The sequence below is a fragment of the Leifsonia sp. 466MF genome (assembly GCF_900100265.1).
In the GTDB taxonomy this organism is placed as follows: domain Bacteria; phylum Actinomycetota; class Actinomycetes; order Actinomycetales; family Microbacteriaceae; genus Leifsonia.
In genome coordinates this window covers 2,824,499-2,838,823 of record NZ_LT629696.1, presented here as the reverse complement: position 1 = coordinate 2,838,823, position 14,325 = coordinate 2,824,499, and the positions used below count along the sequence as shown (strand labels likewise).

The window sequence follows — 14,325 nt, the reverse complement described above, 5'->3', positions numbered from 1 at the left end:
AGTATTGCTGGGTGCGCACTTGGCGCGATCGCTGCAGCGATTGGGGTAAGGCTGTCTCTGGCGAAGGACTTCATCCAAGGATTGACGCGGCGGGAAACCTTGGATGCGGTTCGAGCCTTCGAACGAGTAGTCGCCGGTGTGGGAGTCAACTTCGATCTGGCAGGGCTCCTTCTCACCCTGGGAGGCTTGGTTTCGAATGCCTGATCGTTGGACGTGGACGCAAAGGCGCCAGAGAGTTCGGATCATTGCAGTAGTGACCTGGTCCGTCTTCGTTGTTGTCGGCATGGCGGCCGCTCTGTTGCGTTGGCCGCTCCTCCCGGCCCACCCCTTTTTGTTTTTCGTGGTGATCGCGGCCTTCGTCGTTCCCCCGGCCTGGATCCACATTGCGTGGATTCATTTCCCGGGCTACCTCTTCATGTCGAACAGAATTCGCCGTTTGTACGCCAGCGACCTGGTTGAGTCTCAGATTTCGCGGAACAGCAATCGCGGAAACCCTTACGGTGTTCCCTCCTTGCCGAACGACTTGCGGACCGCTGCCGAGGTGCCGTCGGCGCCCAATCACGAGTCGCGTCAGCAGAACGTCACTTCGGCCCGAGTGGTGTGGGAGGAGTACCTACTCGTGTCCAGCAGCATCCTTTGGCCGGGGAGACCACTGCCGCACACGACCCAGGCTGCACGTCTCGATATCAGTGCGGACGCTGTGACGCTTTCGGCCGGTCGCTGGCGGCCGGGCACTGTGTTCGAGCTTCCGATATCGAGCATCGTCGGGGTGTGGGACGGCAGGAAGATCGCGACGATCGACTCTGGACGTGTGCTCGTCCTCGTTGTCGATACTGGCCAGGATCGGGTTCTGTTGCCGTTCGAAATCATGCGCGGGAAGGGACAGCCAAGGAACAGGGATGCCGTCAAGGATCTCGTCCACATTGTGAACCAGCGCAGGTGGCAGTGAGATTCGACAAACCGCCCGTCGCACCGCAACCTCCGCGCATCCAACCGTCTCCCGAGAAGCAGAAGCCGGTCGGGCCCAACAGCCAGAACGACGAGCAGGCACGCCACGCTCCAGAGGCAAAAGAACTTCGAAAGCAACTCCAGACTTGGGGCAATATCTTGGGGGTTATCAGCGGTGCACTTGGTTTCGCGGCACTGTTTGCAGGTCCAGTGGGCGCGATAATCGGCGCCATTGCGTCTGCAGTTCTGGGAATCGCGGGAGCGGTTCTGGGGTGTCTTGCGTCTGGGGTCAACGTCGACTGCATTGTCAACGTGATCCTCGCTTTGGTGCCTGCTGGCGCATCTGCGGTAACCCTGGGCCTCAGAAAAATCCTGACGCCCATCGTTCGTGCAGCTATCGATGCCGCAGGAGCAGCCATAGGCGGCCTAGGGGCATGGAAGAGTGCCGATGGCCTCGTGCCCTTGCGGTAGGGAAAGGTAGGGCCTTAACCGTGGAACCGATCTTGGTGGCACTGATTGTGCCGGCACTTGTAGTGGCCTTCTCTGTTGCACACGCTGTCGGCACTCGGCGTCAGTGGAAAGAGGGTGCTGCTCTTCGCAGAGCGAACGTACGCCAGCTACTCGGCGAGGTTCAGACCTACAACGTGGTTTGGGGCTTTGACACGAAGCGTGCCGTGACCAAGATCTCGCGGTTGCGGGACGAGGCTGTGAGACCAAAAGTGAGCCCGCATTTTGTGTTGGCGGTGTCGAGCGAGGGTCTCTGGTTGGTCCACGGAGCGCGCGGAGACCGAGGGGTGACGGCCGTGCACGCGGAGGAATTCAGGTCGATCGAAACCGGCACCTTGGGTCCCTCCGTGTTCACTGCCTGGTTTATCAAGTGCGTGATCCGAGACCAGACGATCACCCTTCCCGTCCGAGTGAGTGACCCATCCAGCGACTTTCTCAACGCCAATTTCAAATGGGCGGAAACGATTGCTGGTCTGATCGCGACGCAATTAGGGCCTGAAAGTGCGGACTGAGCTACCGACGGCAACCGCACTCAGGATGGCATCGCGCTATGACGGTCTGGGTCGCCGCACCACGGCGACGGAGCAGACTCGGTACGGCACCTCCACCACGCGTACGAGCTTCGACGGCCTGGATCCCGTGCAGTCGACCACGACTGGTGCCGGCACGACGACGCTGATCCGGGACGCGGTGGGTGCGTTGGCCGAGCATGTCACCGCGAACGGGGAGGCGACGTGGGATCTGCTGGACCGGTTGGGTTCCACCGTCGCGGGTGCGACCGGTGCGTCGATCACTCAATTGTCGTCCTACGACGACTGGGGTTCCCAGCAGTTCGAGACCAGCGGCTGGTCGGCCCCGGAGAACTTCACCGGTGAAACCACGGACCCCACCCAGGGCCTGAACCACTACTACGCGCGCGCCTACGACCCGTCCGCGGCCTCCTGGACAAGCCAGGACCCATGGCGGGGTCTGCTAGTGCGACCTCAGTCGCTGAACCGTTACGCCTACGTCGAGAACAACCCGGCCACGCTGACCGACCTGCTCGGCTTCGCGCCGATCTCGGACATCTTCAAGCGACCCGGAACCCAGCCGTGGCACCCGCCGCTGCTCCCGTCGACCAAACGCCCGGTCCCCGCCAACCCGCCGCCACCGGTCCCCGTCTTCGACAAGGGCGGCAAGCCCATCGGCTACAGCAAGTCGAAGGCGGTCGGACCCAACTCGCAGAACGACATCCAGGATCGGCACTTTCTAGAAGACGCAATTGCTGTAGTGAGCGCGATTGGAGCGATCGCGTCCGTCATAGCCACGATCTTCGATATCGCGGGGTGGGTGCTGCTATTGACCGGTGTAGGGGCCAAGCTTCACCCCGCTCGCATTCTTGATTGGAAAAATAGCGGGGGCCGTAGGAGCGATTGCTGGCTGCATCTCAAGTCTCGCCGATGCTGCGAAGGGAGCGTTCAAGGCTATTGGGATCGGTGGGTGTCTTCTGAGCATCGTTGCCGCAGCTATTGGCAAGAGCCTTCAATCCGTGAAGGAGATGATCACGGGTCTCACTCGGAGGGATCGGTTGGATACCGTACGCGCGTTCGAGCGTGTGGCCGCTGGCATCGGAGTCAATTTCGATCTCACTGGCCTTCTGCTTACCATTTCTGGATGGGTCGCCGATGTCTGAGAGATGGAACTGGGACGCGCGACGAAAGAGAATTCGTCTGTTCGCAATTGCCTGTTGGGCGGCATACGCGCTCGTTTCGGTAGCGATGAGTGTGTTGTTATTTGGGCCGATATTTTCCATGAGCCCTGGTCTTTTTTTTGCGCTGATTTTTCTCTTTATCGGGCCGCCCGCGTGGATTCACTACAATTGGGTGTTCGACCCGGGGTACCTGTTCATGTCGAACGGCATTCGCCGGCTACGTTTCAGTAAGGAGACCCAGGCGCAAATTTCCCAGCGGAACAATTCGGGCAACAACTTCGGTGTCCCGCTATTGCCCGTCGACTTGCATACTTCGGCTTCTGACTCCGATCTTGACCGCGCTGAATTGGAAAATTGGGTCAGATTATCGGCCCGGGTGGTCTGGGACGACTATCTCTATGTCGCGAGCGGCTTGCTTTTCCCGAGTATGCGGTTTCCGCGGACCAGCGTTCCCGCCTACCTCGAGTTGAATCCAGAAGGAGTGGTTCTCGCGGCGGGACGTTGGCGGCCAGGAATTCTCCTACAGATTCCCTATTCGCGGATCGTGGGAGTGTGGAACGGAAGTTCGATTCCAACGATCGCTTCCTCAAACGTTCTCGTTCTCGTAGTCGGCGCGGAGAACGACGAGGTGCTTCTGCCGTTTGAGGTCAAGCGCGCAAAGGACCGTACCAGTGGTTCGACGCAGGTAGCGAAGCTGGTTGCTCTCACCGAGAAGCATCGACGGCAGTGGGGCTGAGGTTTGCACTGACAGGTCGGCGAACCCGGTGTCGCTGAAGAAGTCGAGGGGGATCTATGCGTATGAAATGTCGGACCAACCGTCGGATCAGGTAACGCTCTGGGACTCGCCATGAGTGGGGTGACCGGTGTGTCGAAGCACGACCGTAGTCTTTCGAACGTTCTACTCGTCCCTGGACCGTGTGCTTCTGCCTTCGGGCCCAGCTGGTGCAATGAACGTGGTCCCGACCGCATGACGAGTAAACGAGCGAGTTTGGCAGCATCTGTGGGACGTGCTGGCAACCGGGTCTCGCAGTCGGTGGGCGGAACCGCGACCCGATTCGGCTACAACCCGGCCGGGCAGACCACAGAATCGCTATTTGGCTGCGTGCTGGGCGCTATTGGCTCAGTTCTAGGCATCAGCGCAAGTGCGTTCAGGGCGGCAATCGAAGCTCTTCTAGACGCGTCGCGGGTCTTGGACAAAGGCCTTGCAATCCTTGGCATCAAAGGTGACCTGGTGGGGTTCTTCGCGGGTTTGAGAGACCAGCTCGAAGGATAGCCTCCTCATTCTCATGAAAGTACGTAGGGTGAAGAAACGCTCCATCAGGGTGGCGGTTCCCGTCACGATTGGCATGCTCCTTGTAGGTGTTGACGTCGTCGGAGTTTTCTACAAGGCCTCGGTGGCGGGAGTTGACGCCCCGACCGTTCTTCTCGCGCTCCCCAGTTGCTTCGCAGTGGTAGCCGGTGGCTGTCTCGCGGGGGTGTCCCTGATCGGGCGGTCGCGTGCGGCGAGGACAGAGGCTCTGACGAGGATGTTCCCGGAGGCTGTGATCGAAAACGTCAACGACCAGCCGGGTAATCAGCTGTATCGGTTTCGCAGTCTTGTCAGCGACCCCAACCTTGTGTCCAGACGACGACTCGGGCGGCCAAGCGTGTCGATCGTTGTAGTTTCCGATTCCATTCAAGGGTGGGTAGGTTCTGCGCGGCCTCGACGAGCCTTCCTGCTTCCAAAGACATCAATTACCTCCATTTCGCTGAGCGAGCACCAGGCGACACCGATTGCGGCCAAGCCTTCAATGAAGGTCGGATTGAATATCGGGGGCACCATCGGAGAACTACACTTCGTTTTCGGCGGGGGAAAGTCGCGAAACTCTTGGTCGCTCATGAACGAGGCCCAAACTGGAGAGGTCGTCCGCAAGGTACAGACGAAGCTTGGTTGTCCACGTTGATCGAACTCGAAGGCGGACACCGCGTAGAGCCTCCGGGCCTGGATCGCACGTGGACACAACCCTCGAGTCTCGATTCGATGCCCGCGGGTAACCGGGTCTCGCAATCGGTGGGGCGGAACCCCGCCAGGTTCGGCTACAACCCGGCGGGGCAGACCACAGAGGTGAGCGGCACGACGACGCTGATCCGGGACGCGGTGGGTGCGTGACATCTCTGACCATCCAGTCCAAGGTTCAGCGGGAAGTGGCGAAAACCGATGTTTGATGACTGGGACTGGCAGGCACGGAAGCGATTTTTCTTCGCGGCCAAGCTGGCTGCGTGGGCGTTGTCGGTTCCCGTCATCTTGGTTCTGGTGAACCTCATGTTGCCGGGCATCTTCGCTGTACCCTGGCTCGCGTTTGTGGTCTGTGCGGGATTCTTGGCCGTACCCGCGTGGCTGCAGGTGATGTGGACGAACGAACCCGGCTACTTCATGATCTCCAGGCTGAGCTACGAGGACGCGGTCGCGCGTCAGGTCTCGCTGGCTGAACGCCGACGGTCGCTCGGGGCCGGGTCTGACCCCGAGTCAGACTGGAAGAACCTCGTCGTCAGCCAGCGAGAAAGCGGAGCACCGCATTTGCGCTTGTCCATCCGGACCGATTGGGACCAGTGGCTCTTCGTAAGCGCCATGCTCCTCGGCGTCGAAGACCCGGACCCACTTACGAGCTCGACTGCCCGAGTGGACGTGTCGCCCGAAGGCATTCGCATCCTGCCCGGTTACTTGTGGCCCGGCGTCATCCTCGATCTGGCCGCATCGGAGATCGTCGGCATCTGGATGGGCTCCGAGCTGACCACCATCGGCGGCAGGCAGGTTCTCGTCCTCACCGTCAGGAGCGGCGAAGATGAGATCCTTCTGCCCTTCCAGGTCCATAGCTGGCGAACGGAAGAGGGACGATCCAAGAACGTCGGTGACCTCGTGGCCGCCCTGGAACGCGTGCGGGGCGTGAGCAGGGATGTGCCCCCGCCCGCCCCGCCCATTCGCCCGCGCCGGATTCGATCGTGAAAAGCGGAAGCGCGGTGATGAATCCGATGGTCGAGCACAACGGGGTCGCCCTCATCGCTGTTGCAGTCGTACTGCTCGGCGTGCTCTCAGCGGCTGTCGCCCACGCCCTTGTCACCCGACGCACCTGGCGCGACGGTGAGCCGGCACGAACGTCGAATGTCCGAGATCTGGTGGGAGCGGCGCAGACGTTCAATGCCGTCTGGGGGCTGGACACCATATATGCGGTCAAGAAGATCGCGAAGCTCCGTGGCGAGAGCACACCCCCGCGGGTGAGCCCCCACTTCGTCGTCGCTGTGTCGAGCGAAGGTCTGTCCATCGTTCACGGGCATCGAGGCGACCAGGGGCTCACGATTGTTCATCCCGCAGAGTTCCGATCCATCCGGGCGGGCGTGGCCGGTCCCGGCGCTTACACCGCTTGGTACCTCTCCTGCGAAGTCGTGGGAGCAAAGGTCACGCTCCCGATCCGGGTGAGCCATCCCTCGAGCGACTTCCTCGTCGCCGAGTATGCCTGGGCTCAGGAGGCTGCTGCAGCTATTTCCGAGATCCTCGGACCACAGACTCCACCACGTTGAGCGCCCGCGGCTTCAAGCAGGCTGCTCTGCCCTTCCTGGGAGCTTCGGTCAGCGTGCCGTAGGCGCGTACCCTGCGTCGTACGATGTGCGAGGACCGAAGGAGGCCGCATGATCGACAAGCTCGACGCCGATCTGATCGCGCTGCTCACCGAGGAGCCGCGGCTCGGCGTGTTCGAGGCCTCGCGGCGTCTCGGGGTGGCGCGGGGGACCGTGCAGGCGCGGCTGGATCGGCTCCAGCGGTCCGGGGTCGTGCGCGACTTCGCGCCGACGATCGACACCGACCGGCTCGGGTACCCGGTGACCGCTTTCGTGACCGCGGAGATCGCCCAGGGCGACCGGGATGTCACCGTCGTCGAGCACCTGCAGGCCATCCCCGAAGTGCTCGAAGTGCACACCATCACGGGTGCCGGTGACCTGATGATCCGCGCCGTCGCCCGCTCCAACTCAGATCTGCAGCGGGTGATCGACCGCATCGTCAGCGATCCGGGCATCATGCGGACGTCGACGGTCATCGCCCTCGCCACCAAGATCGACCACCGGGCGGTGCCGCTCGTCCAGGCGGCGGTGGCCCCCGACGACGACACGAAGAACGACGACACCCAGAACGATGCGCAGAACGACGCGAAGAACGAGGAGGAACGCGGCTGATGGATGAGAAGGCTCTGCTGGAGCGTGTGCCGGACGGACTCTACATCGGAGGGGAGTGGACGACCGGTTCGGCGGGTACCTTCCCGGTGTACGACCCGGCGACGGGCGACAAGCTCATGGACATCGCCGACGCGTCGCCGGAGGACGGCATCCGTGCGCTCGACGCCGCCGTCGCCGCAGCCGATGCCTGGGCCGCGACGCCGGCCCGGACTCGCGGCGAGATCCTCCGCCGCGCCTTCGACCTGCTGCAGGAACGGCGCGACGAGTTCGCGCTGCTGATGACGCTCGAGATGGGCAAGCCCCTCGCCGAGGCGAGCGGCGAGGTCACCTACGGCGGCGAGTTCCTCCGGTGGTTCTCCGAGGAGGCCGTCCGCATTTCCGGCCGCTACGGGAGCAACCCGGAAGGCACCGGGCGGATGATCGTCTCGCAGCATCCCGTCGGCCCCTGCTTCCTGATCACGCCGTGGAACTTCCCCCTCGCGATGGCGACGCGGAAGATCGCTCCGGCGCTCGCCGCGGGCTGCACGGTCGTCATCAAGCCGGCGGAGCTCACACCGCTGACCACGCTCTACTTCGCCAAACTGCTGGAGGATGCGGGGCTCCCCGGCGGCGTGCTCAACGTCGTCACGACGACGACCTCCGGCAAGGTGTCGGCTCCGATCATCGCGGACCCGCGGCTGCGGAAGCTGTCGTTCACCGGCTCGACGGAGGTCGGCCGGAAACTGCTGCAGCAGGCGTCCGAGAACGTGCTCCGTACGTCCATGGAGCTCGGCGGCAACGCGCCGTTCGTCGTATTCGACGACGCCGACCTCGACAAGGCGGTCGACGGCGCGATGTTGGCCAAGTTCCGAAACATCGGCGAGGCCTGTACGGCGGCCAACCGGTTCATCGTGCACGAGGACGTCGCCGACGAGTTCGCCCGACGCGTGACCGAGCGCGTGAACGGGCTGAAGGTCGGCCGCGGGACCGACGACGGCGTCACCATCGGCCCGCTCATCAACGAGGATGCGATCGACAAGGCGTCGGAGCTGCTCCAGGATGCGGTCAGCCGTGGCGCGTCCGTGCTCACCGGTGGCTCGCGCGTCGGCGGGACGGGCACCTTCTTCGAGCCGACGGTCGTGACCGATGTGCGTCCGGGCAGCGAGATCCTCCGCCAGGAGATCTTCGGGCCGGTGCTGTCCATCATCCGCTTCTCCGACGAGGACGAGGCGGTGCGGCTCGCGAACGACACCGAGTACGGGCTCGTCTCCTACGTCTTCACCAAGGACCTGGCCCGCGGCCAGCGGATGATCGAACGCCTCGAGACCGGGATGATGGGCCTCAACGTCGGCGTCGTCTCCAACGCTGCGGCCCCGTTCGGCGGTGTGAAGCAGTCCGGGCTGGGACGCGAGGGCGGCTTCGAGGGCATCCATGAGTACCTGAACACGAAGTACACGCTCACTCCGAACCCGTTCGGAGCCTGACATGGCGCTGTCCGAAGCGGTCATCGTCGACGTCGTCCGCACCCCCTCCGGGCGCGGCAAGCCGGACGGCGAGCTGTCTGACATCCATCCGGCCGACCTCCTGGCCGGCGTGCTGCTCGAACTGGTGGGACGCACCGGCATCGATCCCGCCATCGTCGACGACGTGATCGGTGGATGCGTCACCCAGTCGGGCGAGCAGGCCGGCAACATCACCCGGACGGCGGTGCTGAGCGCGGGGTTCCCGGAGAGCGTGCCGGCCGTGACGATCGACCGGCAGTGCGGCTCCAGCCAGCAGGCCGCGGCGTTCGCGGCGCAGGGCGTGATGTCGGGGGCGTACGACGTGGTGATCGCCTGCGGTGTCGAGTCCATGAGCCGCGCGCCGATGGGGTCGAACGTGCAGGGCGCATCCCTCGGCGGCGAACTGCTGAAGACGCGGTACCCGGACGGACTGGTGAACCAGGGCGTCGCCGCGGAACTGATCGCCGACCGTTGGGGTTTCAGTCGTGCGCAGCTCGACGACTACGCCGCGGACTCGCACGGCCGCGCCGCCTGGGCCGCGGCGAGCGGCGCGTTCGAGGGGGAGCTTTTCGGAGTCCCGACGCCCGACTCCGGCAGCGTCGTCGCGGACGAGACCATCCGTCCGGGGACGACCGTCGAGAAGCTGGCGCAGCTGCAGCCGGTGTTCCGCACCGACCGCCTGGCGGAGCGCTTCCCGCAGCTCGAATGGCGCATCACCGCGGGCAACTCGTCGCCCCTGACCGACGGCGCCTCCGCCGCCCTGATCATGAGCGCGGATGCGGCCAAGCGGCTGGGCCTGCGTCCGCGCGCCCGCTTCCACTCGTTCGCCGTCGCCGGGAGCGACCCGTTGCTGATGCTGACCGGCATCCTTCCCGCCACCCGCAAGCTGCTCGACCGCAGCGGGGTGCGGATGGACGAGATCGACGCGTACGAGGTCAACGAAGCGTTCGCGCCCATCCCGCTGCTCTGGCGGGAGGAGTTCGACGCGGACCCGTCGCGGCTCAACCCGCACGGTGGGGCGATCGCGCTCGGGCATGCGCTCGGCTCGTCCGGCACGCGCCTGCTGGCGACGCTGCTCAACGAGGTCGAGTCGCGCGGCGGGCGCTACGGCCTGCAGACCATGTGCGAGGGCGGCGGCACCGCCAACGCGACCCTCATCGAAGTCCTGCGCTGACCGCGCATCGACGCAACGGCGCACAGAACGACACGAAGGAGAACCATGCAGCTCGACGGATGCTCGGCCATCGTCACCGGCGGAGCCAGCGGACTCGGAAACGCCACCGCGCGCGCACTCACCGAGGCGGGCGCCCGTGTCGTCATCCTCGACCTCCCCAGCTCGGAGGGCGAGAAGGCTGCGATCGCCCTCGGCCCCGGCGCACGGTTCATCGCCGCGGATGTCACCGACGAGGCACAGGTGCAGGCGGCGGTGGACACCGCATCAGGGCTCGCCCCGCTGCGCGTCGTCGTCAACTGCGCCGGCATCGCCACTGCCGAGAAGGTGCTGGGTCGCGACGGCGTCATCCCGCTCGAGCACTTCGAGCGCGTGATCCGCGTGAACCTGATCGGCACGTTCAACGTCGTGCGCCTCGCGGCTGCGGCGATCGCGCAGACCGAGCCGGTCGGCGAGGAGCGCGGCGTGATCGTCAACACGGCGTCGGTGGCCGCATTCGACGGCCAGATCGGCCAGCCGGCCTATTCCGCGTCGAAGGGCGGGGTCGCGGCCATGACGCTGCCGTTGGCGCGGGAGTTCGCGCGCAGTCTCATCCGCGTCATGACGATCGCGCCGGGGATCTTCGAGACCCCGATGATGGCGGGGTTGCCGCAGGCGGCGCAGGACTCATTGGCCGCGCAGGTGCCGCATCCCTCGCGACTCGGCCGGCCGGCGGAGTATGCCGCGCTGGTGCGCGCGATCGTCGAGAACCCGATGCTCAACGGGGAGACGATCCGCCTCGACGGCGCGATCCGGATGCAGCCGAAGTAGTCCGAGGTCCGCCCCGCGATTTGCGCCAAATCGCGGGAAAGGGCGGCCCAATCCCACGATTTGGCGCAAATCTCGCGCAATAGGCACGCGGGTCACGCGCCCGAGTGCGCCTCCAGGAACGCGTACACGTCGGAGTCGTCGACGCCCGGGAACGACCCGGACGGCAGCGGCGACAGGATGTGCGCGTGCAGCCGCGCGCTCGGCCACGCCTTGCCCGCCCACCGTCCTGACAGCGTCGCGGGCGGACGCTTGCAGCACGACTCGTCAGGGCAGCGCGATTCGGCGCGCACGGTCGTCTCGCGGCCGCGGAACCACTTCGCCTCATCGAACGGCACGCCGACGCTGATCGAGAAGCCGCCCTCCGCGGTCGTCCCGGTCTGCGTCGCGCACCAGTAGGTGCCGGCCGGGGTGTCGGTGTACTGGTACAGCTCCGTGGTCCGGTTGGTGTGGGTGAACGCCGTCCGCGCTCCCCACTTCCGGCAGACGACCTGGCCCTCGATGGATCCCGTCACATCTGTCGGCAGCGGGAGCCCGTCGTTCTCGTAGCCCTTGTACAGCGCTCCGTCGTCGCCGACGCGGAGGAAGTGCATCGTCATGTCGAGGTGGCTTGTCGCCAGGTTCGTCAGCCGGAGCGCGGCCGCCTCATGCGTGACACCGAAGGCGTCGCGGAAGTCCTCGACGGCGAGGTCCTTGTCCTTCTTCGCCTGTTGCAGGAATGCGACGGCGGCTTCGCGCGGCATGAGGCAGCAGGCCGCGAAGTAGTTGATCTCCAGCCGCTGCCGGAGGAAGTCCGCGTACGACGCGGGGCGGGTGTGCCCGAGCAGCCGGTGCGCCATCGCCTGGAGTGCCATCGAGCGGAGGCCGTGGCCACCGGGGATGGACGCGGGCGGCAGGTAGATCCGCCCGTTCTCGAGGTCGGTGATCGACCGCGCCGACCGGGGGAGATCGTTGACGTAGATGAGCTCGAAGCCCAGCTGCTCGGCCATGACGCTGACCTCGCGGTGCGTCAGGGCTCCGCGGACATGGCCCGACGCCCGGACCCGCTGCTCCGCGAGCTCCTCGATCTCGGGCATGTAGTTGTGCTGGGCGCGCATCCGCTCGCGCAGTTCGGTGTTCGCCCGACGGGCCTCCTCGGGCGTCGCGATCGCCTCGCTCGCCCGCCGGCTCAGCTCGCGGTGCAGGCCGACGATGGCCCGGAGCGTCTCGGTGGGGGTGCCCTTGGTCGGCTTGACCGTCGGCAGCCCGAGGGAGGCGTACAGCGGCCCGCGCTGCGCCCGGGCGAGTTCGATCTCGAGGGCGGCGCGCTCGTCCGGCGGCTCGGCCGACAGCAGGTCGGCCGGCTGGACGCCGAGCGCGGCCGCGAGCGAGCTCAGAAGCGAGATGCGGGGCTCGCGCTTGCCGTTCTCGATCAGCGACAGCTGGCTGGCGGCGACACCGGCCGCCGCGCCCAGGTCGTCGAGGGTCATGCCGCGCCGGGTGCGGAAGTGCCGGATGCGGTGGCCGAGCGTGGCGACGTCGATGTCGCCCGTGTCCACGGGAGTGCTCATCGCTTCACGATAGCGAAAGATTCGCGATTCTTACAGGGGAATTCGCGGTCACAACGCCCGGAACCTCGCGGATGCTCGAGGTGACTCCACTTCTTACGACGAAAAGGACTCCGTCATGAGCATCGCCGAGCTGACCCTCACCGACACGGCCCCGTCCGACGGGATGGACGCCGTGCGCGCCTGGGTCGACGACATCGCCGCCCTCACGCAGCCCGACGAGGTCGTCTGGTGCGACGGCTCCCTCGCCGAGACCGACCGGCTGACCAAGCAGCTCGTCGCGGAGGGCAAGCTCATCCGGCTGAACCCCGAATGGCGGCCGAACAGCTTCCTCGCGCGCACCGACCCCGGCGACGTCGCCCGGGTCGAAGACCGCACGTTCATCTGCTCGGCGGACGAGACAGACGCCGGCCCGACGAACAACTGGCGGGAGCCCGACGTGATGCGCGCCGAGCTCCGCGAGGTGTTCGCGGGCAGCATGCGCGGGCGGACGATGTACGTCGTCCCGTTCTCGATGGGACCGGTCGGCGGCCCGATCTCGCAGGTCGGCATCCAGCTCACGGACTCGGCGTATGTGGCCGTGAGCCTCGGGATGATGACCCGCGTCACCGAGACCGTGCTCGGTCTGATCTCGGCCGGGCAGCCGTGGGTTCCGACCGTGCACAGCGTCGGCTTCCCGCTCGTCGACGCCGAGGGGACCCGTCGCGACGATGTGCCGTGGCCGTGCAACACGACCAAGTACATCGTTCAGTTCCCGGAGACCCGGGAGGTGTGGTCCTACGGCTCGGGATACGGCGGCAACGCCATCCTCGCGAAGAAGTGCTTCGCCCTGCGGATCGCGTCGGTGATGGCGCGCGACGAGGGCTGGCTGGCCGAGCACATGCTCATCATCAAGGTGACGTCGCCCGAGGGCCGCGTCTTCCACTTCGCCGCGGCGTTCCCGTCGGCGTGCGGCAAGACGAACCTGGCGATGCTGCAGCCGAGCATCCCGGGCTGGACGGTCGAGACGATCGGCGACGACATCGCCTGGCTGCGCCCGGGTCCGGACGGCCGGCTGCGCGCGATCAACCCGGAGGCGGGCTTCTTCGGCGTCGCGCCGGGCACCGGCGAGAGCACGAACCGCACGGCGGTCGGGACGCTGTGGGGCAACACGATCTTCACCAACGTGGCACTGCGCGACGACGGCGACGTCTGGTGGGAGGGGCTGACCGACGAGCCGCCTGCCCACCTGATCGACTGGGAGGGGAAGGACTGGACGCCCGACAGCGGTCGCCCGGCCGCGCATCCGAACTCCCGCTTCACCGTGAGCGCCGCGCAGTGCCCGTCCATCGCCGACGACTGGGATGCCTTCGACGGGGTGCCGATCGACGCGATCCTGTTCGGCGGACGGCGTGCGACGAACGTCCCGCTCGTAGCGCAGGCGCGCGACTGGCGTCACGGCGTGTTCATCGGGGCGACGATCTCGTCGGAGCGCACCGCCGCGGCCGAGGGGACGGTCGGCGAGCTGCGGCGCGACCCGTTCGCGATGCTGCCGTTCTGCGGCTACAACATGGCCGACCACTGGGCGCACTGGCTGGAGATGGGGGAGCGGCTCGGCGAGCACGCGCCGGCCGTGTTCCAGGTGAACTGGTTCCGCACGGGGGACGACGGGCGCTTCCTGTGGCCGGGCTTCAGCGAGAACGCCCGGGTGATCGAGTGGATCGCCCGGCGTGTGGAGGGGAGTGCGGGAAGCGTCACGACACCGATCGGGCAGTTGCCGGTGGTGGAGGAGCTGGACCTGGAGGGACTCGATCTCCCGGAGCAGGACGTGGAGGCCCTCTTCGAGGTCGATCCGCAGAGCTGGCTCGCCGAGTGCGATCTGACGGACGAGTTCTTCGCCCGCTTCGGCTCCCGTGTCCCGGCCGCCCTCCGCGCCGAGCTCGCCTCGCTCCGCTACCACCTCCGCGCCTGACCGCCCCCAAGCCAACAGCT

Annotated in this window: 14 protein-coding genes; 13 read left to right on the top strand and 1 reads right to left on the bottom strand. The window is 65.9% G+C overall.

Annotation, left to right across the window (positions count from 1 at the left end; genetic code table 11):
• Positions 1-253: 253 nt before the first annotated feature.
• The 12 genes from BLR91_RS13550 (at position 254) to BLR91_RS13510 (ending at position 10,810) form a co-directional block, all read left to right on the top strand.
• Positions 254-949, top strand: a complete 696-nt coding sequence (locus BLR91_RS13550; protein ID WP_089874707.1) for a hypothetical protein — start codon at positions 254-256, stop codon at positions 947-949.
• Between the two features lie 490 nt (positions 950-1,439).
• On the top strand, positions 1,440-1,967 hold the full coding sequence (locus tag BLR91_RS20035) for a hypothetical protein (RefSeq protein ID WP_157694633.1): 528 nt from the start codon (positions 1,440-1,442) through the stop codon (positions 1,965-1,967).
• A gap of 25 nt (positions 1,968-1,992) precedes the next feature.
• Complete coding sequence (locus tag BLR91_RS13540; RefSeq protein ID WP_089874710.1) at positions 1,993-3,210, top strand: RHS repeat-associated core domain-containing protein; 1,218 nt, start codon at positions 1,993-1,995, stop codon at positions 3,208-3,210.
• 35 nt (positions 3,211-3,245) lie between these two features.
• Positions 3,246-3,881: a hypothetical protein gene (locus tag BLR91_RS20030; RefSeq protein WP_157694634.1), complete on the top strand. Its 636-nt coding sequence runs from the start codon at positions 3,246-3,248 to the stop codon at positions 3,879-3,881.
• A gap of 550 nt (positions 3,882-4,431) precedes the next feature.
• Positions 4,432-5,088: a hypothetical protein gene (locus BLR91_RS20025; protein WP_157694635.1), complete on the top strand. Its 657-nt coding sequence runs from the start codon at positions 4,432-4,434 to the stop codon at positions 5,086-5,088.
• A gap of 77 nt (positions 5,089-5,165) precedes the next feature.
• On the top strand, positions 5,166-5,294 hold the full coding sequence (locus BLR91_RS20425) for a hypothetical protein (protein ID WP_269457359.1): 129 nt from the start codon (positions 5,166-5,168) through the stop codon (positions 5,292-5,294).
• Positions 5,295-5,342: 48 nt separating this feature from the next.
• A complete protein-coding gene (locus tag BLR91_RS13535) occupies positions 5,343-6,128 on the top strand; it encodes a hypothetical protein (RefSeq protein ID WP_089874712.1) in 786 nt (261 codons plus the stop codon).
• A gap of 26 nt (positions 6,129-6,154) precedes the next feature.
• Positions 6,155-6,700 carry a hypothetical protein gene (locus BLR91_RS20185; RefSeq protein WP_089874713.1) on the top strand — a complete coding sequence of 182 codons (546 nt, stop codon included), beginning with the start codon at positions 6,155-6,157 and terminating at the stop codon, positions 6,698-6,700.
• Positions 6,701-6,808: 108 nt separating this feature from the next.
• Positions 6,809-7,348: an Lrp/AsnC family transcriptional regulator gene (locus BLR91_RS13525; protein ID WP_089874715.1), complete on the top strand. Its 540-nt coding sequence runs from the start codon at positions 6,809-6,811 to the stop codon at positions 7,346-7,348.
• Entirely contained in the window at positions 7,348-8,811 is a 1,464-nt protein-coding gene (locus BLR91_RS13520; protein ID WP_018189967.1) for an NAD-dependent succinate-semialdehyde dehydrogenase, read from the top strand. The genes BLR91_RS13525 and BLR91_RS13520 overlap by 1 nt, the downstream gene beginning before the upstream one ends.
• A 1-nt stretch (position 8,812) precedes the next feature.
• The gene (locus BLR91_RS13515; RefSeq protein ID WP_089874717.1) at positions 8,813-10,003 is read left to right on the top strand and encodes a thiolase family protein; all 1,191 of its coding nucleotides are present in this window, start codon (positions 8,813-8,815) and stop codon (positions 10,001-10,003) included.
• A 45-nt stretch (positions 10,004-10,048) separates the two neighbouring features.
• The gene (locus BLR91_RS13510) at positions 10,049-10,810 is read left to right on the top strand and encodes a 3-hydroxyacyl-CoA dehydrogenase (RefSeq protein ID WP_089874720.1); all 762 of its coding nucleotides are present in this window, start codon (positions 10,049-10,051) and stop codon (positions 10,808-10,810) included.
• Positions 10,811-10,902: 92 nt separating this feature from the next.
• Here BLR91_RS13510 and BLR91_RS13505 read toward each other — a convergent pair whose 3' ends face one another.
• Positions 10,903-12,357 (bottom strand): XRE family transcriptional regulator, encoded by a 1,455-nt coding sequence (locus tag BLR91_RS13505; RefSeq protein ID WP_089874722.1) that lies wholly within the window; start codon positions 12,355-12,357, stop codon positions 10,903-10,905.
• Positions 12,358-12,472: 115 nt separating this feature from the next.
• Here BLR91_RS13505 and BLR91_RS13500 point away from each other — a divergent pair, with 115 nt between their 5' ends.
• Entirely contained in the window at positions 12,473-14,305 is a 1,833-nt protein-coding gene (locus BLR91_RS13500; RefSeq protein ID WP_089874724.1) for a phosphoenolpyruvate carboxykinase (GTP), read from the top strand.
• Positions 14,306-14,325: the final 20 nt, after the last annotated feature.

Bases quoted from the DNA above. Each gene is read 5' to 3' on its own strand.
- BLR91_RS20425 (WP_269457359.1), top strand. From the start codon at position 5,166: ATGCCCGCGGGTAACCGGGTCTCGCAATCGGTGGGGCGGAACCCCGCC.
- BLR91_RS13510 (WP_089874720.1), top strand. From the start codon at position 10,049: ATGCAGCTCGACGGATGCTCGGCCATCGTCACCGGCGGAGCCAGCGGA.
- BLR91_RS13525 (WP_089874715.1), top strand. From the start codon at position 6,809: ATGATCGACAAGCTCGACGCCGATCTGATCGCGCTGCTCACCGAGGAG.
- BLR91_RS13515 (WP_089874717.1), top strand. From the start codon at position 8,813: ATGGCGCTGTCCGAAGCGGTCATCGTCGACGTCGTCCGCACCCCCTCC.
- BLR91_RS13500 (WP_089874724.1), top strand. From the start codon at position 12,473: ATGAGCATCGCCGAGCTGACCCTCACCGACACGGCCCCGTCCGACGGG.
- BLR91_RS13535 (WP_089874712.1), top strand. From the start codon at position 5,343: ATGTTTGATGACTGGGACTGGCAGGCACGGAAGCGATTTTTCTTCGCG.
- BLR91_RS13520 (WP_018189967.1), top strand. From the start codon at position 7,348: ATGGATGAGAAGGCTCTGCTGGAGCGTGTGCCGGACGGACTCTACATC.
- BLR91_RS20185 (WP_089874713.1), top strand. From the start codon at position 6,155: ATGGTCGAGCACAACGGGGTCGCCCTCATCGCTGTTGCAGTCGTACTG.
- BLR91_RS13505 (WP_089874722.1), bottom strand. From the start codon at position 12,357: ATGAGCACTCCCGTGGACACGGGCGACATCGACGTCGCCACGCTCGGC.
- BLR91_RS20025 (WP_157694635.1), top strand. From the start codon at position 4,432: ATGAAAGTACGTAGGGTGAAGAAACGCTCCATCAGGGTGGCGGTTCCC.
- BLR91_RS20030 (WP_157694634.1), top strand. From the start codon at position 3,246: ATGAGCCCTGGTCTTTTTTTTGCGCTGATTTTTCTCTTTATCGGGCCG.
- BLR91_RS13540 (WP_089874710.1), top strand. From the start codon at position 1,993: ATGGCATCGCGCTATGACGGTCTGGGTCGCCGCACCACGGCGACGGAG.